At 69.6% G+C, this 25,084-nt stretch carries 17 protein-coding genes, 5 pseudogenes and 1 riboswitch; all 22 genes and pseudogenes read left to right on the forward strand.

Annotation, left to right across the window (positions count from 1 at the left end; genetic code table 11):
• Positions 1–270: 270 nt before the first annotated feature.
• On the forward strand, positions 271–1,491 hold the full coding sequence (locus NF20_RS03530; protein ID WP_372585585.1) for a PPE family protein: 1,221 nt from the start codon (positions 271–273) through the stop codon (positions 1,489–1,491).
• Between the two features lie 122 nt (positions 1,492–1,613).
• Positions 1,614–1,709, forward strand: a pseudogene (locus NF20_RS03535) (PE family protein); the annotation flags it as partial.
• A 7-nt stretch (positions 1,710–1,716) separates the two neighbouring features.
• Positions 1,717–2,940, forward strand: a complete 1,224-nt coding sequence (locus NF20_RS03540; RefSeq protein WP_033717210.1) for a PPE family protein — start codon at positions 1,717–1,719, stop codon at positions 2,938–2,940.
• A gap of 521 nt (positions 2,941–3,461) precedes the next feature.
• Complete coding sequence (locus NF20_RS03545) at positions 3,462–4,721, forward strand: PPE family protein (protein WP_033717212.1); 1,260 nt, start codon at positions 3,462–3,464, stop codon at positions 4,719–4,721.
• Between the two features lie 330 nt (positions 4,722–5,051).
• Positions 5,052–6,270: pseudogene (locus NF20_RS27965) on the forward strand (PPE family protein).
• Between the two features lie 396 nt (positions 6,271–6,666).
• Positions 6,667–6,966 carry a PE family protein gene (locus tag NF20_RS03555; RefSeq protein ID WP_003876474.1) on the forward strand — a complete coding sequence of 100 codons (300 nt, stop codon included), beginning with the start codon at positions 6,667–6,669 and terminating at the stop codon, positions 6,964–6,966.
• A 256-nt stretch (positions 6,967–7,222) separates the two neighbouring features.
• Positions 7,223–7,519 carry a WXG100 family type VII secretion target gene (locus NF20_RS03560; protein ID WP_003874404.1) on the forward strand — a complete coding sequence of 99 codons (297 nt, stop codon included), beginning with the start codon at positions 7,223–7,225 and terminating at the stop codon, positions 7,517–7,519.
• A gap of 42 nt (positions 7,520–7,561) precedes the next feature.
• Complete coding sequence (locus tag NF20_RS03565; RefSeq protein WP_003874405.1) at positions 7,562–7,846, forward strand: WXG100 family type VII secretion target; 285 nt, start codon at positions 7,562–7,564, stop codon at positions 7,844–7,846.
• 108 nt (positions 7,847–7,954) lie between these two features.
• A complete protein-coding gene (locus NF20_RS03570; RefSeq protein ID WP_003877890.1) occupies positions 7,955–8,857 on the forward strand; it encodes an ESX secretion-associated protein EspG in 903 nt (300 codons plus the stop codon).
• A gap of 260 nt (positions 8,858–9,117) precedes the next feature.
• Entirely contained in the window at positions 9,118–10,629 is a 1,512-nt protein-coding gene (gene eccD, locus NF20_RS03575) for a type VII secretion integral membrane protein EccD (protein ID WP_011725134.1), read from the forward strand.
• Positions 10,607–12,436, forward strand: coding sequence for a type VII secretion system ESX-5 serine protease mycosin MycP5 (gene mycP5 / locus NF20_RS03580; protein WP_033717214.1), 1,830 nt, complete (start codon positions 10,607–10,609; stop codon positions 12,434–12,436). Before eccD ends, mycP5 begins: the two co-directional genes overlap by 23 nt.
• A gap of 19 nt (positions 12,437–12,455) precedes the next feature.
• A complete protein-coding gene (gene eccE / locus NF20_RS03585; RefSeq protein WP_019733543.1) occupies positions 12,456–13,664 on the forward strand; it encodes a type VII secretion protein EccE in 1,209 nt (402 codons plus the stop codon).
• Positions 13,661–15,493: a type VII secretion system ESX-5 AAA family ATPase EccA5 gene (eccA5, locus tag NF20_RS03590; RefSeq protein ID WP_019733544.1), complete on the forward strand. Its 1,833-nt coding sequence runs from the start codon at positions 13,661–13,663 to the stop codon at positions 15,491–15,493. Before eccE ends, eccA5 begins: the two co-directional genes overlap by 4 nt.
• Positions 15,494–15,584: 91 nt before the next feature.
• A riboswitch (M-box (ykoK) riboswitch) is annotated at positions 15,585–15,760 on the forward strand.
• 282 nt (positions 15,761–16,042) lie between these two features.
• The gene (locus tag NF20_RS03595; RefSeq protein ID WP_033713022.1) at positions 16,043–16,342 is read left to right on the forward strand and encodes a PE family protein; all 300 of its coding nucleotides are present in this window, start codon (positions 16,043–16,045) and stop codon (positions 16,340–16,342) included.
• Positions 16,343–16,359: 17 nt separating this feature from the next.
• Positions 16,360–17,491 (forward strand): annotated as a pseudogene (locus tag NF20_RS28660) (PPE family protein).
• A 19-nt stretch (positions 17,492–17,510) separates the two neighbouring features.
• Complete coding sequence (locus NF20_RS03610; protein ID WP_033713019.1) at positions 17,511–18,725, forward strand: PPE family protein; 1,215 nt, start codon at positions 17,511–17,513, stop codon at positions 18,723–18,725.
• Between the two features lie 17 nt (positions 18,726–18,742).
• Complete coding sequence (locus tag NF20_RS03615) at positions 18,743–19,078, forward strand: DUF732 domain-containing protein (protein ID WP_033713018.1); 336 nt, start codon at positions 18,743–18,745, stop codon at positions 19,076–19,078.
• A gap of 932 nt (positions 19,079–20,010) precedes the next feature.
• Positions 20,011–21,268, forward strand: a pseudogene (locus NF20_RS03620) (PPE family protein).
• A gap of 77 nt (positions 21,269–21,345) precedes the next feature.
• Positions 21,346–22,749: a PPE family protein gene (locus NF20_RS03625; RefSeq protein ID WP_033713016.1), complete on the forward strand. Its 1,404-nt coding sequence runs from the start codon at positions 21,346–21,348 to the stop codon at positions 22,747–22,749.
• A gap of 34 nt (positions 22,750–22,783) precedes the next feature.
• On the forward strand, positions 22,784–23,122 hold the full coding sequence (locus NF20_RS03630; protein ID WP_010949249.1) for a DUF732 domain-containing protein: 339 nt from the start codon (positions 22,784–22,786) through the stop codon (positions 23,120–23,122).
• Between the two features lie 89 nt (positions 23,123–23,211).
• Positions 23,212–23,520 carry a DUF732 domain-containing protein gene (locus tag NF20_RS03635; protein ID WP_003876487.1) on the forward strand — a complete coding sequence of 103 codons (309 nt, stop codon included), beginning with the start codon at positions 23,212–23,214 and terminating at the stop codon, positions 23,518–23,520.
• Positions 23,521–23,861: 341 nt separating this feature from the next.
• A pseudogene (locus tag NF20_RS28665) lies at positions 23,862–24,968 on the forward strand (PPE family protein, SVP subgroup); the annotation flags it as partial.
• Positions 24,969–25,084: the final 116 nt, after the last annotated feature.

The raw sequence follows: 25,084 nt of genomic DNA on the forward strand, positions 1-25,084 counted from the left end.
GTCGCAGAAGCGTGGTGGCCCACCACCTTTGCGGACGCAGCCACTTGGTCAGCATGCGCCGGCCGGCTCGACCGATGGGGGGCGGACCGCTCCTGCCGCGGGCTGGTTCCGGGGGCAGCGACCGACCGGTGGCGTCGCTTACAGAGCCGTGACCACGGCCACCACTGATTCCCATGCGCCAGCCGAGATCGCCTGCGATCACGGCCGACTGAGGAGGACGACACGGTGTTTGACTTCGGAGCGTTACCGCCCGAAATCAATTCTGGTCGTATGTATGCGGGTCCGGGGTCGGGGCCGTTGATGGCTGCGGCGGCGGCGTGGGATGAGGTTGCCGCGGAGTTGGGGATTGCGGCCAGTGGTTATCACTCGGTGATTGCGGAGTTGACCAGTGGGCCGTGGGTGGGTCCGGCGTCGTTGTCGATGGTGTCGGCGATTACTCCGTATGTGGGGTGGTTGAGTGCGGTGGCGGCCCAGGCTGAGGAGACGGCTAGTCAGGGTCGGGCGGCGGCGGCGGCGTTTGAGGCGGCGTTTGCGATGACGGTGCCGCCGCCGGTGATTGCGGCGAATCGGGTGTTGTTGGCGACGTTGGTGGCGACGAATTTCTTTGGGCAGAACACGCCGGCGATCGCGGCCACTGAGGCGCAGTACATGGAGATGTGGGCTCAAGATGCTGCGGCGATGTATGGGTATGCGGCGGCGTCGCAGGCTGCGTCGACGTTGAGTCCCTTTGCGGCACCGCCGAATACGACCGCACCCGAGGGCGAATCCGACCAGGCCGCCGCGGTGAGCCAGGCGGTGGCCCAGCCCGCGGGTAACACCGCGCAGACCGCGGCCAACACGTCCTCGCAGCTGGCCACGCCGCAGGCGTTGTCGGCGGGCACGTCGCAGGCGGCGACGCAGGCCTCGAGCAGCAGTGCCTCGCAGACCGGGCCGTTCACGTGGCTCACCAGTGCGTTGCAGAACCTGCAGCAGTCCGGGCTGCCCACCCCCACCAACAACTACCTCGGACTGAGTCCGACCTTCTACACGGTGATGCTCAAACAGACCTCCGGGCTGGGTTACTTCTCGAACGGCATCACGGCGTTCTGGTCGCAGCTGGCCCAGCAGCTGGTGTCGGGTCCCGGTGGTAGCACGGCGGGTGCCGGGGGTGCGTGGTATCCGACGCCGCAGTTCGCCAGCTTGGGGTTGGGCAATCTGGGCAGTGTGGGCGGGGCGAGCCATGTCAGCGCGATCTCGGCCGGCGCGGGTCGGGTGGGGGCGTTGTCGGTGCCTCAGCAGTGGGCGACGTTGACCTCGGCGGTCAGCCCGGCGGTCTCCGAGGAGGGCAGCGCGGTGCAGGCGGCGGCCGGCGGGGCCCCGGGGGGTGCGGCCAACGGGTTGTTGCGCGGCATGCCGGTGGGGGCGCTGGGCCGGCGCGGCGCGGCCGCGGGCTATGTCAACAAATACGGCTTCCGCTACAGCGTCCTGACCCGCCCACCCTCGGCCGGATGACGCCCATGCCCACCTCAACACGACCGAGTCCACCCGCACACCACTCCGGCACGGGCGCCGGGCCGCATCGAAAGGCAGGAACCTCAATGTCATTCGTCACCACAGCGCCCGAGGCGCTGGCCGCCGCGGTGGTCCACGAAGTGTTCGTCCACACCCTGAGCACCAGCTCCGGGTCCTACGCGATGACTGAAGCGGCCAACGCGGCCGCGGCTGGTTAAGGAGTCAATGATGTTGGATTACGGAACGTTTCCGCCGGAGTTCAATTCGGCGCGGATTTATTCGGGTCCGGGGTCGGGTTCGTTGGTGGCTGCGGCGTCGGCGTGGAGTTCGTTGGCGGCGGAGTTGAATGCGGCGGCGTTGAGTTATGACAAGGTGGTCACGGCGCTGGCCAGTGAGGAGTGGTTGGGGTCGGCGTCGGCGTCGATGGCGTCGGCGGTGGCGCCGTATGTGGGGTGGATGAGTACGACGGCGGCGCAGGCTGAGGAGGCGGCCAGCCAGGCGCGGGCGGCGGCGGCGGCGTATGAGGCGGCGTTGGCGGCGTCGGTGCCGCCGCCGTTGATTGCGGCGAATCGGATGCAGGTCTCGCAGTTGCAGGCGACGAATGTGTTGGGGCAGAACACGCCGTTGATTGCGCAGTTGGAGGCGCAGTATGGGGAGTATTGGGCCCAGGATGCGGCGGCGATGTATAGCTATGCGGGGCAGTCGGCGTCGGCGAGTAAGGTGACGCCGTTTCAGAAGGCGCCGCAGGTGACCAATCCGTCGGGGCAGGCTGCCCAGAGTGCGGCGGTCAGCACTGCGACGGCCAATTCCACCTCGACCAACACCACCAAGGCGTTGCAGTCGCTGGCCCAGCCGGCGTCGAGTTCGACCACGGCGACCAAGGCGGCCACCACGGCGGCCTCGACCACCAGCACCGATCCGCTCTCGGAGATCTGGTTCCTGCTCACCGGCCAGACGACGTTGCCGACCAGCCTGGGTAGTGCCGTCAACGGCTACAGCCCGTTCGCCAGCCTGTTCTACAACACGGAGGGGTTGCCGTACTTCAGTACTGGTATGGCCAACACGTTCACCCAGATCGCCAAGTCGGTGGGGGCCATTGGTGGGGCGGCTCCGGCGGCGGCCAAGGCGTTGCCCGGCCTGGGTGGGTTGGGCGGCATGCTCGGTGGTGGTGCGGCCGCGGCGCATCCGGTGGCGGCGTTGGGCGGTGCGGGTTCGATCGGGGGCAAGTTGTCGGTGCCGGTGGCCTGGTCGGGTGCCCCGGCCGCACCGGCGTTGGGGCATGCCATTCCGGTCAGCAGCATCAGTGCGGCGCCCGAGGCGGCCGGGGGACCGGGCAACCTGCTCGGCGGCATGCCCCTGGCGGGTGCCGGGGCGGGTGGCCACGGTGCCGCCGGACCCAAATACGGCTTCCGCCCCACCGTCATGGCCCGACCACCCTTCGCCGGATAACCCACCCACCGGCGCCAACCGAAACGCGCCGTGCCCGCGAAACACCCTGCGGCAGGGCGCGTTTCGGTTCTCCAGCATCCCGCGCACCGGTTGCCGGCCAGCCGGCGGCAGCCACCCCCGCCAGCGGATGACCGCCGCGCGCGAGCACCCGCGTCCCGGCTTTATCTGCGACCGGATTTTTATCCCGCGCCGCGGCGTCCGGCCCCGCGGGCCCGCCCCCGATCCGCCCGTCCCAGCGGGACCGTGAGCCGGCGACGGACTCCGCCCACCGGGTATTGCCGCAGGTAACCCGGCATCCCGGTGAGGTCGCGGCCCGCGGCCGGCCGCGCCGACGCCGAACCGCGACACCCGCAATCGAAACCCCGCGCACCCCACCGGCGGCCACGCCGGCAAGCGGCGACGGGGCGTGCGGCAATTTAGCCTTCCCAAGCAAGCAAATGCAGCAAGCAAATGCCGACGGTCATTACCGAAAAACCACCTGCGAGGGGATACATGTCGTTCGAGTCTGGTGCTGGGTAGCCATGGACTTCGGGGCATTACCACCGGAGGTCAATTCTGGTCGTATGTATGCGGGTCCGGGGTCGGGGCCGTTGATGGCTGCGGCGGCGGCGTGGGATGAGGTTGCCGCGGAGTTGGGGATTGCGGCCAGTGGTTATCACTCGGTGATTGCGGAGTTGACCAGTGGGCCGTGGGTGGGTCCGGCGTCGTTGTCGATGGTGTCGGCGATTACTCCGTATGTGGGGTGGTTGAGTGCGGTGGCGGCCCAGGCTGAGGAGACGGCTAGTCAGGGTCGGGCGGCGGCGGCGGCGTTTGAGGCGGCGTTTGCGATGACGGTGCCGCCGCCGGTGATTGCGGCGAATCGGGTGTTGTTGGCGACGTTGGTGGCGACGAATTTCTTTGGGCAGAACACGCCGGCGATCGCGGCCACTGAGGCGCAGTACATGGAGATGTGGGCTCAAGATGCTGCGGCGATGTATGGGTATGCGGCGGCGTCGCAGACTGCGTCGACGTTGAGTCCCTTTGCGGCACCGCCGAATACGACCGCACCCGAGGGCGAATCCGACCAGGCCGCCGCGGTGGCTCAGGCGGCGGCCGAACCGGCCGGCAACAGCGCACAGACCGCGGCGCAGGCGAGCTCGCAGCTGGCGACCTCACAGGCGGTGACCACCGGTTCCCAGGCGGTGGCGCAGGCGTCGACGACGACCGCTTCGCAGCCCGGGCCGTTCACCTGGCTCACGAGCGCGTTGCAGAACCTGCAGCAGTCCGGCCTGCCGACTCCGACCAACAACTGGCTGGGCCTCAATCCCAGCTTCTACACGGTGATGCTCAAACAGAACACCGGTCTTGCCTATTTCTCCAACGGCATCACCAGCTTCTGGTCATCGATCGCCCAGCAGCTGGTGTCGGGTCCCGGTGGTAGCACGGCGGGTGCCGGGGGTGCGTGGTATCCGACGCCGCAGTTCGCCAGCTTGGGGTTGGGCAACCTGGGCAGTGTGGGCGGGGCGAGCCATGTCAGCGCGATCTCGGCCGGCGCGGGTCGGGTGGGGGCGTTGTCGGTGCCTCAGCAGTGGGCGACGTTGACCTCGGCGGTCAGCCCGGCGGTCTCCGAGGAGGGCAGCGCGGTGCAGGCGGCGGCCGGCGGGGCCCCGGGGGGTGCGGCCAACGGGTTGTTGCGCGGCATGCCGGTGGGGGCGCTGGGCCGGCGCGGCGCGGCCGCGGGCTATGTCAACAAATACGGCTTTCGCTACAGCGTCTTGACCCGCCCACCCTCGGCCGGATGAGGACGCCACCGCACATGAACGCCATCACCTTTACCCGCGGGCGGATTTTATTCCCGGCGCGCCCGCACCGGGGCCGCCCGGCGCCGACGCCGCGTTCCTGTGCGCGCCGCGACCCGGTTGCTGCCCGGGCCCGTTTGCGCAGCTCAATCCCGGTGTTGGCGGAGGCGGCGGGGCCAAGGGGCGGGGTGCAACCGCCGGCCCCGACGGCCGGCCCGGCACCGCGGCAGCACGCCAGCGTCGCGCCGGCCGGCGAAGGGGCCGCCACCAGCGCATTACCGTCTTCAGCAACTCGACGCATCGATTCGCACATCACAGATTAAGGGGCCATTCGTGGTGGATTATGGGGCGTTTCCGCCGGAGTTCAATTCGGCGCGGATTTATTCGGGTCCGGGGTCGGGTTCGTTGGTGGCTGCGGCGTCGGCGTGGAGTTCGTTGGCGGCGGAGTTGAATGCGGCGGCGTTGAGTTATGACAAGGTGGTCACGGCGCTGGCCAGTGAGGAGTGGTTGGGGTCGGCGTCGGCGTCGATGGCGTCGGCGGTGGCGCCGTATGTGGGGTGGATGAGTACGACGGCGGCGCAGGCTGAGGAGGCGGCCAGCCAGGCGCGGGCGGCGGCGGCGGCGTATGAGGCGGCGTTGCGGCGTCGGTGCCGCCGCCGTTGATTGCGGCGAATCGGATGCAGGTCTCGCAGTTGCAGGCGACGAATGTGTTGGGGCAGAACACGCCGTTGATTGCGCAGTTGGAGGCGCAGTATGGGGAGTATTGGGCCCAGGATGCGGCGGCGATGTATAGCTATGCGGGCAGTCGGCGTCGGCGAGTAAGGTGACGCCGTTTCAGAAGGCGCCGCAGGTGACCAATCCGTCGGGGCAGGCTGCCCAGAGTGCGGCGGTCAGCACTGCGACGGCCAATTCCACCTCGACCAACACCACCAAGGCGTTGCAGTCGCTGGCCCAGCCGGCGTCGAGTTCGACCACGGCGACCAAGGCGGCCACCACGGCGGCCTCGACCACCAGCACCGATCCGCTCTCGGAGATCTGGTTCCTGCTCACCGGCCAGACCAGCCTGCCCACCAACCTCGGCACCTTGGTCAACGGTTACAGCCCGTTCGCCGGCCTGTTCTATAACACGGAGGGGTTGCCGTACTTCAGTACTGGTATGGCCAACACGTTCACCCAGATCGCCAAGTCGGTGGGGGCCATTGGTGGGGCGGCTCCGGCGGCGGCCAAGGCGTTGCCCGGCCTGGGTGGGTTGGGCGGCATGCTCGGTGGTGGTGCGGCCGCGGCGCATCCGGTGGCGGCGTTGGGCGGTGCGGGTTCGATCGGGGGCAAGTTGTCGGTGCCGGTGGCCTGGTCGGGTGCCCCGGCCGCACCGGCGTTGGGGCATGCCATTCCGGTCAGCAGCATCAGTGCGGCGCCCGAGGCGGCCGGGGGACCGGGCAACCTGCTCGGCGGCATGCCCCTGGCGGGTGCCGGGGCGGGTGGCCACGGTGCCGCCGGACCCAAATACGGCTTCCGCCCCACCGTCATGGCCCGACCACCCTTCGCCGGATAACCCACACCCAGTGTCATCCGGAGTTGGCCGAGCACCGCTGCACTCAGCGGTCCGAAACGGGCGAAAGGAGGTACCAGCGACACGCCAGCGGGAAACACCCGCGCATCGACTCGAGCCGCGAGTTAATCGGCCGCCGGATTTTTACGCCGGCCGACGTGGCCGCGCAGCCGGTGTGACGAATTACCAGCAACGTTTTCGACCGGGGGCTGGTAGCGTTTCCCATGACCGTCGCGCGAAGGGCAGCGGTCGAGGTCAGGCGCTGTTACTGTGTCGTTACCAAAAGTGAATTCGCCGTACCGCCAAGTGAACAATTGCAAACACGCCGTTTCCGCGGCGACTTCGCGGCTCGCTGTCATCTAATCTCGCAGAGTCGGGGATCCAACTAGGAGGGAAAATATGTCGTTCGTGACCACACAGCCGGAGGCTCTGGCCGCGGCGGCCGGGAACCTGCAGGCTATCGGGTCGACCTTGAGCGCCCAGAACGCGGCCGCTGCAGCCCCAACGACGGGGGTGGTACCCGCCGCTGCCGACGAGGTCTCGGCGCTGACCGCAGCCCAGTTCGCCGCGCACGCGCAGATGTACCAGGCAGTGAGCGCCCAGGCCGCCGCCATCCACGAGGCGTTCGTCAACACCCTGTCGACCAGCTCCGGTTCCTACGCGGCAACCGAAGCAGCCAACGCCGCAGCGGCCCTCTGATCCGGATCGCCGGTTCGGGGCTTGGGGCAGGTCGTCACCGACGTGGGTTCCAACGCAGCCGCCCAGCGCACACCGTCAACTCAAACGCCGCGGTTCGGGTTTGACGTCCGTCGCACCGTGACAACACCCGGTGGCCGCCGGCTGACGGGAAGGGGGGGTCATTTCTACATATTCGGCTCGGCGGTTGCCTAACACGTAATCGATCCGGCCACCGTCGTAATCACATCCAGTAATCACTAATAAGGAGACAGCCGAGATGGCAACACGTTTTATGACTGACCCGCACGAAATGCGGGCGATGGCGGGCCGCTTCGAGGTGCACGCCCAGACCGTGGAGGACGAGGCCCGCAAGATGTGGGCGTCGTCGATGAACATCGCCGGTGCGGGCTGGAGTGGTCAGGCCCAGGCGACCTCGTACGACACGATGGGTCAGGTCAACCAGGCCTTCCGCAACATCGTCAACATGCTGCACGGGGTGCGTGACGGGCTGATCCGCGACGCCAACAACTACGAGCAGCAAGAGCAGGCTTCGCAGCAGATCCTCAGCAGCTAGCCCAGAACTGCTGCCGTCCAACACTTTTAAGGAGCAATCGCTATGAGCATCAACTACCAGTTCGGCGATGTCGACGCCCACGGTGCGCTCATCCGCGCCCAGGCCGCGTCCCTGGAGGCCGAGCACCAGGCCATCATTCGTGATGTGCTGGCTGCCGGTGACTTCTGGGGCGGTGCCGGTTCGGTGGCCTGCCAGGAGTTCATCACCCAGTTGGGTCGCAACTTCCAGGTGATCTACGAGCAGGCCAACGCCCACGGCCAGAAGGTCCAGACCGCGGGCAGCAACATGGCCAGCACCGACAGCGCCGTCGGGTCCAGCTGGGCCTGACGCCTTCACTTCAGGCGCGGCAGCACACCACCCGTCGGTGTGCTGCCGCGTCCTGCGGTTATCGTGCAATTTGACGCTTGAGCCGGTCAGCGACCAATTGAGGAATTGATGGACCAACAGAGCACCCGCACCGACATCACGGTCAACGTCGACGGATTCTGGATGCTCCAGGCGTTGCTGGACATCCGGCACGTCGCGCCGGAGCTGCGGTGCCGGCCGTACGTCTCCACCGACTCCAACGACTGGCTCAACGACCATCCCGGGATGGCGGTGATGCGCGAGCAGGGCATCGTCGAGGGCGACCAGGTCAACGAGCAGGTCGCCGCGCGGATGCGGGTGCTCGCGGCGCCCGACCTCGAGGTGATCGCGCTGCTGTCCCGCGGCAAGCTGGCCTACGGCGTCATCGACGACCAGAACCAGCCGCCCGGGTCCCGCGACATCCCGGACAACGAGTTCCGGGTGGTGCTGGCCCGCCGCGGCCAGCACTGGGTGTCGGCGGTCCGGGTGGGCGGTGAGATCACCGTCGACGACGTCGCCGTCGCCGACAGCGCCTCGATCGCGTCCCTGGTGATCGACGCGCTGGAATCCATCCACCACGCCGAGCCCGCCGCCATCAACGCGGTCAACGTGCCGCTGGAGGAGATGCTGGAAGCGACCAAGTCGTGGCAGGAGTCCGGCTTCAACGTGTTCTCCGGCGGCGACCTGCGCCGGATGGGCATCAGCGCCGCCACGGTGGCCGCGCTGGGCCAGGCGCTGTCCGACCCCGCCGCCGAGGTCGCGGTGTACGCCCGCCAGTACCAGGACGACGCCAAAGGCCCGAGCGCGTCGGTGCTGTCGCTCAAAGACGGCTCCGGCGGCCGCATCGCGCTCTACCAGCAAGCCCGGACCGCGGGCTCCGGCGAGGCGTGGCTGGCCATCTGCCCGGCCACCCCGCAGCTGGTCCAGGTGGGCGTCAAAACCGTACTGGACACACTTCCCTACGGGGAGTGGAAAACCCACAGCAGGGTGTGACCCACACCAAATACGGATTTCGTCAATGTCTTGCGCTCAACATGCGGTTGAGCTGCGGACACGGCATACTTCTCTCAGGCATCAGCAAATTTTGAACCGGTGTCCACCAGAACTCTTGATCGCAAGGCGAGGCAGATGGAATTCCAGTTGATCGGAATGCACTGTGCGGGGGTCCGCGACGCCTCGAGGAGGCCGGAACCGGCCCGCGCCCGATTGGCGGCGCGGGCCCACACATTCATCACGGTAGGGAGTGCAAGGCGATGACTGCGGTTGTTGAAGTACCACAGCCTGACGTAGAGGGCATCTCGCAGCCCCAGGCGGTCGTCGTCGGCGTGATGGCCGGCGCGGGTGTGCAGATCGGCGTCCTGCTGGACGCCAACGCCCCGGTCTCGGTGATGACCGAGCCGCTGCTCAAGGTGGTCAACAGTCGGCTGCGTGAGCTCGGCGAGACCCCGCTGGAGGCCACGGGCCGGGGCCGCTGGGCGCTGTGCCTGGTGGACGGCTCGCCGCTGCGGGCCACCCAGTCGCTCAGCGAGCAGGACGTCTACGACGGCGACCGGCTGTGGATCCGGTTCATCCCGGACACCGAACACCGCTCACAGGTCATCGAGCACATCTCCACCGCCGTCGCGGCCAACCTCAGCAAGCGCTTCGCCGCCATCGACCCGGTGGTCGCCGTGCAGGTCGGTGCCACCATGGTGGCCGTCGGCGTCACCGCCGCTTCCGGCCTGCTCGGCTGGTGGCGGTGGCACCACAACTCCTGGTTGCCGACCGTCTACGCCGGCGTGATCGGCGTGCTGATGCTGGGCGTGTCGGTGCTGCTGCTCATGCGCGCCACCACCCAGCAGGAGCGGCGGGTGGGCGACACCCTGCTGCTGAGCAGCCTGGCGCCGGTGTCGGTCGCCGCCGCGGCCGCGCCACCCGGGGGCGTGGGCTCGCCCCAGGCCGTACTGGGCTTCGGCGTGCTGACCATCGCCGCGGTGCTCGCGTTGCGGTTCACCGGGCGTCGGCTGGCGATCTACACCGCGATCGTCACCGTCAGCGCGATCGCGGCGCTGGCCGCCCTGGCCCGCATGGTCGCGATGACCGGCGCGGTGACGCTGTTGACCTGCGTGGTGCTGGTGTCGGTGCTGATCTACCAGAGCGCGCCGGCGATCTCGCGGCGGCTGGCCGGCATCCGGCTGCCCGTCTTCCCGTCGGCCACCAGCCGCTGGGTGTTCGAGGCCCGGCCCGACCTGCCCACCACCGTGGTGCGGTCCGACGGCGGCCCGCCGGTGCTGGAGGGTCCCGCCTCGGTGCGCGACGTGCTGACCCAGGCCGAGCGTGCCCGTTCCTTCCTGTCGGGCCTGCTGATCGGGCTCGGCGTGCTGATGGTCGTCTCGCTGACCGCGCTGTCGGACCCGCGCACCGGGCAACGCTGGCTGCCGGTGCTGCTGGCCGGTTTCTGCGCGGGCTTCCTGCTGCTGCGCGGCCGCTCCTACGTCGACCGCTGGCAGGCCATCACCCTGGCCGGGACGGCGGTGCTGATCGTCGGCGCGGTGGTGGTGCGCTACGCGCTGGTGCTGCAGTCGCCGCTCGCGGTCTCGATCAGCGCCGCGATCCTGGTGCTGGTGCCGGTGGCGGGCCTGACGTCGGCGGCCGTCGTGCCGAACACCGTCTACAGCCCGCTGTTCCGCAAGTTCGTGGAATGGATCGAATACCTCTGCCTGATGCCGATTTTCCCGCTGGCATTGTGGTTGATGAATGTCTATGCAGCGATCCGCTACCGCTGAGGCCAACGTGTGGCGCGGCCGCGCGTCCGCCGCGGCCCTGGCCGCCCTGTTGCTCGCGTCGGGCGCGCTGGCCGGACTGCCGCCGGCCGCCGCGATTTCGCCGCCGACGATCGACCCCGCGGCGGTGCCGCCGGACGGACCGCCCGGTCCGGGCGCGCCGATGAAGCAGAACTCGTACTGCACCGAGGTCGGCGTGCTGCCGGGCACCGATTTTCGGTTGCAGCCCAAGTACATGGACATGCTGAACCTGCAGGAGGCCTGGCAATTCGGTCGCGGGGCCGGCCAGAAGGTGGCCGTCATCGACACCGGCGTCACCCCGCACCCGCGGTTCCCGCACCTGATCCCGGGCGGCGACTACATCATGTCCGGCGACGGCCTGTCCGACTGCGACGCGCACGGCACCCTGGTGGCCTCGATGATCGGGGCGGCGTCGGCCGACGGCGCGGGCATCCCGCCGGCGGCGCCGCGCAAACCGGTCACCATCCCCACCACCGAGCCGCCGCCCAAAGCGCCGCCGCCGCAGACGGTGACGCTCTCGCCGCTGCCGCAGACCGTGACGATGGTCCCGCCCCCGCCGTCGCAGGAACAGCAACAGCCACCACCGGGACCGTTCGGGGCGCCGCCCCCGCCGCCGGCGGCAGGACCGGCCCCGGCCGGACCACCGCCCGGGCCGCCGCAGGGCGGGCAGGCCCCGGCCGGCAACCACGGCGGCGGCACGGTGACCATCCCGGGCCACGCGGGCGCCGCCCGGGTGACCAACGTCGACAACCTGCGCGGCCCGCGCCCGCTCGACCCGCCGCCGCCGGCGCCGCCCAAGCCGGGCCCCGACGCGTTCAGCGGGGTGGCCCCGGACGTCGACATCATCGCGATCCGGCAATCCAGCCAGGCGTTCGGCCTCAAGGACGCCTACACCGGCGACGAGGATCCCCAGACGCAGGCCAAGATCGACAACGTGCAGACGATGGCCCGCGCGATCGTGCACGCCGCCAACATGGGCGCGTCGGTGATCAACATCTCCGACGTGACCTGCATGAGCGCCCGCAACATCATCGACCAGCGGGCGCTGGGCGCCGCGGTGCGCTACGCGGCGGTCGACAAGAACGCCGTCATCGTCGCCGCGGCCGGGGACACCAGCAAGAAGGACTGCAAACAGAACCCGCCGCATGATCCGTTGCAGCCCAACGATCCTCGCAACTGGAACTCCGTCACCACCGTCGTGACGCCGTCCTGGTTCAGCGACTACGTGCTCACGGTCGGCGCGGTCGACACCGAAGGCCACCCGCTCAGCCAGGGCAACCAGGGGCAGGCGTCGACCAGCGTGGCCGGCCCGTGGGTGGGAATCGCCGCGCCCGGCACCGACGTCGTCGGACTCTCACCCCGCGACGACGGGCTGATCAACGCCATCGACGGGCCGGACAACACCCTGCTGGTCCCGTCCGGCACCAGCTTCTCTGCGGCGATCGTGTCCGGGGTGGCGGCGCTGGTTCGCGCCAAATACCCGCAGCTGTCGGCGTACCAGGTGATCAACCGGCTGACGCGGACCGCCCGGGCGCCCGCGCGCGGGGTGGACAACCAGGTCGGTCACGGGATCGTCGACCCGGTCGCGGCGCTGACCTGGGACGTGCCCGACGGGCCGGTCAAGCCGCCGCAGCAGCTCTCGGCGCCGCTGACCATTCCGAAACCCGTCCCGCACCGGGATATGGTGCCAATATGGGTGGCGGCCGGAGGATTGTTCGGGGCGCTCCTGATCGGCGGCGCAGTGTTCGGTACGGCGATGCTGATGAAGCGATCGCGCAGGCAGCAATAGGGGCGGAGCAGCAAGACTGATGAAGGCTCAGCGCAGATTGGGGTTGTCCTTGACGTGGCCCCGGCTGACCACGGTGTTTCTGGTCGACATCGTGATCATGGTGGTGGCCAGCCACTGCCCGGAATCCTGGCAGGGCACCTATCGCATCGCGTTCTGGGTCGGCGTCGGGCTGGCCGTGCTGGTGACGCTGCTGTCGCTGGTGACCTACCACGGCATCACGGTGGCGTCGGGGCTGGCCACCTGGCTGTGGGACTGGTCCGCCGATCCCGGCTCCGCGCTGGCCGCGGGCTGCACGCCGGCCCTGGACCACCAGCGCCGGTTCGGCCGCGACAAGGTCGGGGTACGCGAGTACAAAGGCCAACTCGTTTCCGTGATCGCCGTCAACGGCGGCGAGGACGAGACGGGGTCGCGGCATCGGCACCGCGCCGCGTCCCCGACCCTGCTGGTGGCGGCCGTCGCCTCGGGGCTGCGCCAGTTCGACATCCACCTCGACGACATCGACATCGTGTCGGTCAAGGTCCGGCGGGGCGGTCCCGACGCCAGGTCCGCCGAGCTGTCGAAGCTCGACGACTTCGGCCCCGAGGAGTGGGACGTGGTCGGCGACGAACCCACCTCCTACATTCGCCGGACCTGGCTGGTGTTGCGGATGAACCCGCAGCGCAACGTCGCAGCGGTGGCGGCCCGCGATTCGCTGGCCTCGACGCTGGTGGCGGCCACCGAACGGCTGGCCCAGGATCTCGACGGGCTGACCTGCGCGGCCCGGCCGCTAACCGCCGAGGAGATCGCCGAGGTGGACCGGGCGGTGCTGGCCGACCTGGAACCGACCTGGAGCCGCCCCGGGTGGCGCCGCCTCAAGCACTTCAACGGGTTCGTGACGAGCCTGTGGCTGTCGCCGTCCGACATCACCACCGACAAGCTCGAGGAGCTGTGGGACGACGACACCTTCGCCACCGTGCTGACCATCCGGCTGACCGCCCGCGCCGGCCGGCCGCACGTGTCGGCGTGGGTGCGCTACCACACCGAGAAGCGGCTGCGCCGGAACATCTCGTCGGGGCTGAACCGTCTCACCGGGCGCCAGCTGGCCGCGGTGCGGGCCAGCCTGCCCGTCCCGACCGCCCGGCCGCTGCTGGAGGTGCCGAGCCGTCCGCTGCGCGCCGACGATGACGAGCTGTCGCTGTCGCTCGCTGCACCCCGGGAGAGCGCGGCGGGCGTACCCGTGGCGCAATGACGCGGCCGCAGTCCACCGCTGAGGGCGCCCGCAACGCCATGGTCGCCGGCCTGCTGGCATCGGGGGTGTCGGTCAACGGGTTACAGCCCAGCCACAATCCACAGGTCGCGGCGCAGATGTTCACCACCGCCACCAACCTGGATCCCACCATGTGTGACGCCTGGCTGGCGCGGATCCTGGCGGGGGAGCAGAGCCTCGACGTGCTGGCCGGTGCCTGGTCCTCCATCCGCACGTTCGGCTGGGAGACCCGCCGCCTGGGCGTCACCGAATTGCAGTTCCGCCCAGAGGTTTCCGACGGCCTGTTCCTGCGGCTGGCCGTCACCAGCGTGGAATCGCTGGCGTGCGCCTACGCCGTGGTGCTCGCCGAGGCGAAGCACTACGCCGAGGCGGCCAAACTGATCGACGGCGTCGAACCGCGCCAGCCGGTGGACGAAGAGCTGCTCTCCTACGTGCGCGGCGTGCTGTACTTCCGCACCGGCCGGTGGCCGGACGTGCTCAACCAGTTCCCCGAGGGCAAGGGCTGGCGCCAGCCCGAGCTGAAGGCCGCCGGGGCGGCCATGGCCACCACGGCGCTGGCCTCGCTCGGGGTGTTCGAGGAGGCGCTGCGCCGCGGCCAGGAGGCCATCGAGGGCGACCGGGTGCCGGGCGCGGCCAACATCGCCCTGTACACCCAGGGCATGTGCCTGCGGCACCTGGGCCGCGAGGACGAGGCCGTCGAACTGCTGCGGCGGGTGTATTCGCGCGACCCCAAGTTCACCCCGGCCCGCGAAGCGCTGGACAACCCCACCTACCGGCTGGTGTTGACCGACCCGGAAACGATCGAGGCCCGCACCGACCCGTGGGACCCCGACAGCGCGCCCACCCGCGCCGAGGCCGAAGCCGCCCGCCACGCCGAGGAGGCGGCCAAGTACCTGGCCGAAGGCGACGCCGAACTCAACGCCATGCTGGGCATGGAGCGGGCCAAGCGCGAGATCAAGCTGATCAAGTCGACGACGAAGGTGAACCTGGCCCGCGCCAAGATGGGACTCCCGGTGCCGGTGACGTCGCGCCACACCCTGCTGCTGGGCCCGCCGGGAACCGGAAAGACCTCGGTGGCAAGGGCTTTCACCAAGCAGCTGTGCGGGTTGACGGTGCTGCGCAAGCCGCTGGTGGTGGAGACCAGCCGCACCAAGCTGTTGGGCCGATACATGGCCGACGCCGAGAAGAACACCGAGGAGATGCTCGAGGGCGCCCTGGGCGGCGCGGTGTTCTTCGACGAGATGCACACCCTGCACGAGAAGGGCTACCAGCAGGGTGACCCGTACGGGAACGCGATCATCAACACCTTGCTGCTGTACATGGAGAACCATCGCGACGAGCTGGTGGTCTTCGGCGCCGGCTACGCCAAGGCCATGGACAAGATGCTCGAGGTGAATCAGGGTCTGCGACGGCGCTTTTCGACCGTGATCGAGTTTTTCAGCTACACCCCGGACGAACTGGTCGCGCTGACCCGGTTGATGGGCCAGGAGAACGAGGACGTCATCACCGACGAAGCGGCGCAGGCCCTGCTGCCGTCGTACACCAAGTTCTATCTCGACGAAAGCTATTCGGAGGACGGCGATCTCATCCGCGGCATCGACACGCTGGGCAACGCCGGCTTCGTGCGCAACGTGGTGGAGAAGGCGCGCGATCACCGCAGCTTCCGGCTGGACGACGAGGACCTGGATGCCGTGCTGGCCAGCGACGTGACCGAGTTCAGCGAGCGCCAGCTGCTGCGTTTCAAGGAGCTGACCCGCGAGGACCTCGCCGAGGGCCTCAGTGCGGCGGTGGCAGAGAAGAAGACCACCTAGCCTTCCCCCGAGGTGACGTGGGCGTGAACCGTTGGTATCGCGTTGTGGATCAGCTTGACTCGCCGACCCCCGAGTGCCACCATTGCCAATGCAAGCACCTCGCTAGGTGAGGCGTCTGCACGGACACAGGCCACTGACCTCGAACGTCGAAAGACGCCCAGGGTCAGGACAGCTCCTCCCGGATTAAGGGTTGAGCCCAAGTGGCTTCCGGCTTTTGACGGCCGGATACGCCGTGTGGTGCCGAAGCTCTGACGAGAGGGGTGCCGCGCCCGGCTATTTCGGCTGGTCGCTCCTCCCCATGTGCGAACCTATGGCACCCGCGCGTGCCGCGGCCTTGAGGAGGTGAGAGCGATTGAGTCCCGATGACAGTCCTTACTCCAGATCGACGACGACGTCGCTTCGATCCGTCCTCGGCATCGTTTTTGCCTGAATTGGCTTGTAAATAGCCAACTTTACTCCGAGCGCCTGCGCGCCGATCGGTGGCGCTGACGCGCGCGCGGAACCTCCCCGAGCCCTCGGGCTCGCTCGCGCCTGAACAGGAGCACTCCGATGATGTATGTCGCCGCACAGCCGGAAGCCATGAATGCCGCCGCCGACCGCTTGCAGCAGATCGGCACCGCACTGGCAGCCCAGACCGGGGCCAACTCCGCGCCGATGACCGGCGTCGTCCCGGCCGCCGCCGACCCGGTCTCGCTGCTGGCCGCGGCGCGATTCGCCCAGCACGGGCAGGCTTTTCAGGCGGTCAGCGCCGAAGCGGCCGCGGTCCACGAGATGTTCGTGACCACCTTGCAGACCAGCGCCGGATCGTACGCGGCCACCGAGGCCGCGAACGCGGCGGCGGCCCGCTGAACCTTCAAGGGGGACCCGTGATCGACTTCGCGGCGTTGCCGCCAGAGATCAATTCGGCCAGAATCTACGCCGGACCCGGATCGGCGCCGATGATGTCGGCCGCCGCCGCGTGGAACACCATGGCTGCCGAAATGCGTTCCGCCGCGGCCTCTTACGGCGCGGTGATTTCGGAGCTGACCAGTGCCGACTGGTTCGGTCCGTCGTCGATGTCGATGCTCGCGGCGGTCACGCCGTATCTGACCTGGCTGACCGACACCGCCACCCGGGCCGAAGAGGCGGCCGCGCAGGCCAACTCCGCGGCGACCGCGTACGAGGCGGCATTCGCCATGACGGTGCCCCCGGCGGTGGTGGCGGCCAATCGCGCGCAGCTGGCAACGTTGGTGGCCACCAACGTCTTCGGCCAGAACACCCCGGCCATCGCGGCCACCGAGGCCGAGTACGGCCAGATGTGGGCCCAGGACGCCGCGGCGATGAACGGGTACGCCGTCGCCTCGACCGCGGCGACACGGTTGACACCGGTGACGGCGCCACGGTCGAATACCAGCCCGGAAGGTGTTGCGGCCCAGGCCACGTCGGTGACCAACGCCGCCCAGGCGCCGGCGGGAACGGTGCAGTCGACGGTGTCGTCGTTCGGGCTGGCCGGCCTGTTGAGCGGTTCGGACAACTCGGCCTTCGGAACCTTCACCAACGGCAACTTCTTCAGCACCGCCGTGGTCAACGGATCCCTCGCCGGCGGCCCGTTCAACCCGCAATTCATCATCTCCTCGGTGCAGGGCGTCCTGGCCGCGCAGCACGCCACCACACTGGGCGGGCTGGGGGACTTCGCCGCCGACGCCGAAGGCGCCGCGACCGCCGACCTGGCGGCCAGCACGGGGGGGATCGGTCCCGGTAGCCGCCGGGATGGGCCGCGCCCAGCTGGTGGGGTCGCTGTCGGCGCCGCAGGGCTGGGCCAACGCCGCGACGATCAACCCCGGTCAAGCCGCCGTGCCCGCCACCGGCGTCACCGGTCTCACCGACGCGGCGCCGGCGGCGGGCGGCCCCGGGGGCGTCGCGGGGCCGGTGGGCGGCACCGGCAGGCGACTTCGCCGCGCCATCCCCAAATACGGTTTCCGGCCCGTCGTCATGCCACGTCCGCCGGCCGCCGGCTGAGAACTCGGGAGAAGATGTCATGTCGATCTACGCGGGACTGCCGCCGGAAGTCAACTCGGCGAGAATGTATTCCGGCCCGGGTTCGGAATCCATGCTGGCCGCCGCGGCCGCCTGGAACGCCCTGTCCGCTGAATTACGCTCCGCCGCAACAGATTACGAGTCGGCGATCGCGACGCTCACCGGCGAAGGCTGGTTCGGACCGTCCGCGGCGAAGATGTCGGCGGCGGTCACGCCGTATCTCGAGTGGCTGCACACCACCGCCACGCAGGCCGAGCAGGCCGGGGCCCAAGCAAACGCGGCCGCCGCCGCCTACCAGGCCGCGTTCGCCGCGACCGTGCCCCCGGCCGTCGTCGCGGCCAACCGCACCCAGCTGGCGAACCTGGTGGCCGGCAACATCTTCGGGCAGAACGCCGGATTGATCGCGGCCAACGAGGCCCAATACGGCGACATGTGGGCGCAGGACGCCGCCGCCATGACCGGCTATGCCAGCGCCTCGAACGCGGCCACCCAGCAGCTGACGCCGTTCACCCCGCCGCGCCCGGACACCGCCGCCAACGGCATTGCCGCCCAGGCCAACACGGTCGCCCAAGCCGCCAACGACGCCGGCAGCGGGGATCCCTCCGGCGGCTTGCTCGCCTGGCTCGGCCTGGCGCCCAACACCAACGGACCCGGCCAGCCCGGGCTCGCGGGACTGATGAACTTTTTGGATGGATCCGACGGGAATGTGTTGGGAAGCTTCCTGAACAACGCCTCGGTCGCCAACCTCTCCAACGCCTTCACCACCAGCGGGCTGCTGAACCCGACCTCGTTCGTCGACGCGGCGGTCAACATGAACTCCATCAACTCGTTGAACGCCGTCGACTCCACCACGTCGGGACTGGGCGTGCTGGCGGCCGGGCTCGGCGACACGGCGAACCTGGCGTCGGCGGCCGCGCCCGGTGCGGCAGCGGCGGCGGAGGTGGGGCAGGCGAGTCTGGTTGGGGCCCTGTCGGTTCCGCCGACCTGGGGTGCAACCGGAGCGGCGATCACGCCGCTGGCGGCGACGACTCAGGTCGGCCTGGGCGCCTACCACGGCTTCGGCTCGGCCACCCCGATGGTGATGGAAGAGGCTGGGGCAGTGGGCATGCCGGGGGTGCCGCTGGCGGGCCTCCCCGGTGCGCATGAGGACGAGTTCTCCGAGCCGATGTACGGGTTCCGCCCCCGCATCATCGGCCGCCCGCCGGCCGCCGGGTGAGGACGGGAGGTCGCGACATGAGAGCCCTAGCGCTGCTGGCCGGCGCGGCCGCCCTGGTGGGCATGGCGATACCGGCGCACGCCGATTCCGATGACGACGCGTTCCTCGCCGCCCTCAACAAGGCCGGCATCACCTATCCCGACCCCGCCCGCGCGATAAGGGCCGGCCAGAAGGTGTGCGACCTGGCCGGCTCGGGCACCACGGAGCTGGACATCATCCGTGATGTCCATGAGCTCAACCCCGCATTCAGTACGGCAAAGGCGGCCCTGTTCGTTCAGGCCGCCGCCGGCGCCTACTGTCCCGAGCGGCTGTCGATCAGCGACGGCGGCACGAACCCGCACAGCAATAGCTAGGGCGGTACGTACCGCCACCCCGGCCCGGCCCGCAGTGCGCTACACGGCGCCGGTTTTCTCCAACGGCAATTCAGTAAATTCCGTCACACCGGCAATGTCGCGAGACACCCGAACCGACGCGTTCCCGCCGCCCGAAATCGATCTGACCACGTCGTTATTGCCGTACAGGAAACTGTCAGTAACTAATCAGTGCCACGGCAGATTGGCCGCGTCTACTCGTATGAGAGGACGTCGCCGCGCTCGTGCGGCCGCACGACCGGGGACGTCACCGACAGCGCTGTCGGCTCGATTTTCGGTCGATCGCATTTCACCGAAATGGTGATGAGCATCGACTGAAGATGCGCGACACACCCCGGTGATGCCGGGTCGCTCAGGGGTGTGCGAGGCAACCGCAATGCCAGAACTCCGTCGCTGAGATAAGCGAGACGGGAGGTTTACAAGGTTACGCATTTCGGGCGCAATAAGGATGGCTTTCCGGCCAATTGTATAAATCGGCGATGACGCCGAATCGCGAGCATTTCCCGTCGAATCGATAACCGATTGTTCACCGGGATCGGCCCGTGGTCGGATGCTGCCCACAGCGCGTTGATCGAGTGACTTGCGCCACTGAGCTGGGCCTTCAGTCCGCGTGTTCTCACACGCGACGGCGGGCCGCGACATCGATGTTTTACATGGGTTTACCTGACGGGAACGCCCGCTGAATAACTTTTGTGCAGCATTGTCTGTGCATTAGCAGCGTGGCTGACTGGTCCTTCGTCCGGCGTGGTGACGCCGGTGCACAGCTAGGAGAGTAGGGGCTTGCTGTCTTCAACGCGCGGAATGCGCGCATGTATTTGAAAGCGCTTTCGATGAATTCACTCGGCGTCGCGAATTCGTCGCTGCGGGGCGAGGGGCGGGGTGCTCGGCGTGGCGCGGGGTGGGGGAGGTCCTAAATGCTGGATTTCGGTGCCTATCCGCCGGAATACAACTCGGGGCGGATGTATGTCGGCGCGGGTTCGGGCCCGCTGCTGGCCGCCGCGGCGGCGTGGGACGAGCTGGCCGCGGAGTTGCAGAGCGTCGGGGCGTCGTACGGCTCGACCGTCGAGACGCTGACCACCGGCCCGTGGACCGGGCCCTCGTCCATCGCGATGGCGGCCGCGGCGGCACCGTATGTGGCGTGGCTGCAGGCCACCGGCGCGCAGGCCGAGCAGGCCGGCGCCCAGGCCAAGCTCGCCGCCGCCGCCTATGAGACAGCCTTCGCCGCCACGGTGCCGCCGCCGGTGATCGCGGCCAACCGGGCCCTGCTCGCCACGCTGGTGGCCACCAACATCCTGGGGCAGAACACCCCGGCGATCGCCGCCACCGAGGCGCACTACATGGAGATGTGGGCCCAGGATGCGGCCGCGATGTACGCCTACGCGGCGTCCTCGGCCAGCGCCGCCCAGCTGACACCGTTCACCGAGCCCCCGCGCACCACCAACGAGTCGGCCGGGCCGCTGCAGTCGGCCGCGGTCGCCCAGAGCGCTGCGCAGTCCGGCTCCAACACCGCGGCCCACCTGTCCCAGCTGAGCGCGACCGCGCAGCCGGCGGCCCAGGCGGCCGGCAATGCCGCCTCGACGACGACCGCGTCGACCCAGCTGACGACGCCGAGTTTCATCACCAACTGGAACGAGTTCTGGTCGGTGGTGACCGGGGTGTACTCGCCGCAGTCATGGAGCACCATCCCCGGCGGCCCGTTCCTGTCGTTCGGCCAGGCCTACGCCTGGGGCCAGAACGGGCAGGGTGCCGCGGCGTATTTGGCTGGGCCGAAAGCGATTTCGGGGGCGTTGGCACCGCTGGCCAGTGGCGGCAACGCCGTCAAGCCCATGCTGAGCTCCGCGGTCGGGGCGGGCAGGTGTCGGGGTCGATGGGCAAGGCCGCCCTGGTCGGCACCATGTCGGTGCCGCAGGGCTGGACGGAAGCCGCCCCGGCGATCCGGACCCTCGCCCAGGTGCTGCCCGGAAACATGGCGGCGGCACCCGCCGCGATGGCCGGCGAAGAGGGCGTGTTCAGCCAGATGGCCCTGTCCAGCCTGGCCGGCCGCGCCGTCGCCGCGGCCGCCACTCGCCCGGTCGGCGGGCCGCCTCGGCCGCGAACTCCCTGGGTGGGGTGGCCGCCGAGGCCGACCCGGCCGCCGCCACCATCATCGTGATCCCGTGCATCGAGGAATGAGCACCATGATTACCGAGACCAAACCGATTGGCCGCCAATCGCTTTCCCGTCGCGCGGCCAGGTAGGGGGCAGCAGAGATGTTCTATGGGGCCTTTCCGCCGGAGTTCAACTCGGGCCGGATGTACAGCGGTCCGGGTGCGGGGTCGTTCGTCGCCGCGGCGACGGCGTGGCAGAACCTGGCCGCCGAATTGCAGTCCGCCGCGGCGTCGTATTCGTCGGTGCTGTCCGGCCTGACGGCCGGGCCCTGGGTGGGGCCGTCGTCGCTGGCCATGGCGTCGGCGGCCGCGCCGTACGTGGCTTGGATGCAGCAGACCGCCGCGCAGGCCGCCGAAACCGCGGCCCAGGCCACCGCGGCGGCCACCGCCTACGAGACCGCGTTCGCCGCGCACGTGCCGCCCGCCGTGATCGCCGAAAACCGCGCCCTGCTGGCGCAATTGGTGGCGACGAACATCTTCGGGCAGAACACCGCCGCCATCGCCGCGAACGAAGCCCAGTACGGCGAGTTCTGGGCGCAGGACGCCACCGCGATGGACACCTACTTCGCGGCGTCGGCGACCGCCGCCAGCAAGTTGACGGAGTTCGGCCCGGCGCCCAAGACGACAAACGAGGCGGCCCAACCGATGCAGGCCGCCGCGGTGTCGTCGGCGGCGAGCACCCCGGCCGCCAATGTCGCCCAGACCGCGGCCAGCGCGGCCAGCACCACGCTGCCCTACAGCGGCCCGTTCTCCGGCCCGGCGAACCTGGCGTATCTGTACCAGACCTTCATGACGAATCTGTTCAACACCGTCCCGGGCGGGGCCAGCTTCTACACCAGCATGTACAACGCCGTGAAGGTGCCGCTGGGGCTGACCACCCAGTTCAACGACGTCGGGTTGCTGGTCAACTTCCCGTTGTCGCAGTGGCTCAAGTTCGCCCCGCCGATCGGCTACGGCGCGTTGCCCAAGGACGCGCTCGGGGCCGGGCTGGGCGCCCTGGGCTTCGGCCGCGGCACGCTGTACAGCGCGATCAGCCCGGTCGCCGGGATGGGCAACGCCGGCACCCTGGTGGGCAAGCTGTCCATCCCGCCCAGCTGGGCCACGGCCACGCCGTCGATCCGGACCGTCGCCGCCGCGCTGTCGGCCGCCGGGGCCGAGGCAGTGCCGGCGGCCGCGCTGGGCGAGGGCAGCCTGTTCAGTTCGATGGGGCTGGCCGGGATGCTGGGCAGCGCGGTCGGCTCCGGCGGGCCCACCATGGTGCGGGGCGGCGTCCGCAACCGGATGACCGCCATCAAGGACCTCAAAGACAAGCAATCGCCGGAACAGCTGAAACGCCTTGTCGCACAGATCTCCGAGCAGCCGGAGAGCGTGCAGCACCACAACGTGGACCAGGAGAACCTGGACGCGCTGCTCGAGCAGCTGGCCAAGAAACCGGGGATCCACGCGGTGCACCTGAAAAAGGGCGACAAGTCCAAGGTCCTGCCGGCCGATGCCCAGTTGGGTTGAGCGGCAAGGCAATCAGAGTTCAGGAGGGTGACACGTGATGAAACGACTGCTCGCGGCACTGGGTGCGTCCGCCATGATCGGCGCCACGATCGGGCTGGCCGCGCCGGCACATGCCGATCCGCCACCGGTGCCCGACGGTGACGACGGGGGTTTCGTCGCCGCGCTGCAGCAAGCCGGCTTCAGCTTCAGCAGTCCCGGCTCGGCCGTCGCCGCCGGACGCGCCGTGTGCTCGTGCCTGAACAACGGCGAGCCGGGGCTCGAGGTGGTGCACGACGTGAAAACCCACAATCCCGGAATGGACATGGAGATGGCATCGAACTTCGCCCTGCTGTCCGCGAAATACTACTGCCCCCACCAGCTCTCCAAGGCCTGACCGGCGCCGCCAGAAGGGCGAATGTGGTTGCCCTCCAACAACTCTGCCGTTGGCGGGTCCGTCGTTGCGGCGTGCGACGATCCCGGGTCATGAGGCTGCTGCTGGGTGTGGGCGTCGCGGCGGCGATCGCGCTGGCCCCGCCGGCGCAGGCCGATCCGGGCGTCGACGAGGCCGGGTTCCTCGCGTCGCTGCGCAGCGCCGGCATCGGTTACGCGACGCCGCAGGGCGCGATCAAGTTCGCCCAAGCGGTGTGCGTGTCCATGGGCAACGGCGAATCGGGTCCGCAGCTGCTCGACGAGCTCAAGAGCCAAAACCCCGGGCTCACCAACGATCACGCCACGTCGTTCCTCGCGATCGCGGCGAAATACTATTGCCCGCAGCAACTTAACCGAAGCTAGCGCGAGCGCCGCGGCGAGCGTGAACGCCGCGCGAGCGTGAAGTTAGTTTTACGCTCGCCGCCGAACGTGCGCCTAGTTTCACGCTCGGCGCCAGGCGGGGCGAGGCTAGGCGACGCCACGCTCGGCGCCAGGCGATGCACGCCGGCGTCAACCGACGGCTCGGTGCGGCGGGTGAATCCATGGAAAATCCATATCCTTCACCGCCGATCTGATGAATTCCATTTGAGCCGCGGCTCGTTGGCGGGACGACCCCATCTCCGCTCCTACCCTGGCGCCCAGAGCAGGACGGGAGGCAACGGGTGGACTTCGGGGCGCTGCCACCAGAGGTCAATTCAGGACGGATGTACGTGGGCGCGGGATCGGGGCCGCTGCTGGCCGCCGCCGCGGCATGGGATGCGCTGGGGGCCGAACTGTATTCCTTTGCGGCGGCCTACACCTCGACGATCGCCGGCCTGACGGTCGGCTCCTGGCTGGGGCCGGCGGCCACGTCGATGAGCGCCGCGGCCGCGCCCTTCATCGCCTGGGCGACGACAACCGCCGGCCAGGCCGAGCAGGTCGCGACGCAGGCCAGGCTCGCCGCCGCGGCCTACGAGACCGCGTTCGCGGCGACGGTGCCGCCGCCGGTGATCGCCGCCAACCGCAGCCTGCTGATGACCCTGATCGCCACCAACATCCTGGGCCAGAACACCGCGGCCATCGCGGCGGCCGAGGCGGAGTACGCCGAGATGTGGGCCCAGGATGCGGCGGCGATGTACGCCTACGCCGCCGCGTCGGCGGCAGCCACCGAGCTGACGCCCTTCACCGAACCGCCGCGGACCACCGAATCGTCCGCGGCGGCAAGGCAATCCGCCGCAGTCGCGCAGAGCGCCGCGTCGGACCTCCCGGCCCAGCTGTCGACCCTGATCGACGTGACGCCCACCATGCTGCAAGGCCTGGCGACGACCCCTTCGGCGGCGGCGGCGACGCCCGCGGCGTCGATCATCGAGGCCATCTATCCGATCACGGCCGCGCTGCGGCCCTTTTTCGCCGCCGTCACCGGCGCCTACAGCCCGATCGGGGCGATCATCCTGCCCGGCGGGTGGTGGCTGCTGTCCCTGCAGGCGCTGGGTCTGGCCCAAAACGCGCCGGGCGTCGCCGAACTGCTGGGCGGCGGCAAAGCCATCGCGGGTGGGCTGTCGCCGCTGGCGCCGCTGCGGGGCGGCTACGTCTCGGCGGTGACCCCCGACGCCGGCGGCGTGGCCGGGTCGATGGGCCGCTCGACCCTGGTCGGATCCCTGTCGGTGCCGCCGGGCTGGACCACCGCCGCCCCCGTCCTGAGGACGGTCGCGTCGGTGCTGCCGGCCGCGAGCTCGGCAACCGCCGCGGCGATGCCCGCGTCGGCGGGGCCGTGTTCGGCGAAATGGCCGCGGCGAGTCTGGCCGGACGTGCCCTGGCGGGCGCGGGGGTGCGCACCGTCGGCAACGGCACCACCGGCGCCGCGACCGCTGCGGCCGCCGACGGTGCCGCGACGACCGCCACGATCATCGTGGTGCCGGCGGATTGACGGGCCAGACCATGACATCTC

The organism is Mycobacterium sp. MAC_080597_8934, assembly GCF_000523975.1.
Classification (GTDB): Bacteria; Actinomycetota; Actinomycetes; order Mycobacteriales; family Mycobacteriaceae; genus Mycobacterium; species Mycobacterium avium.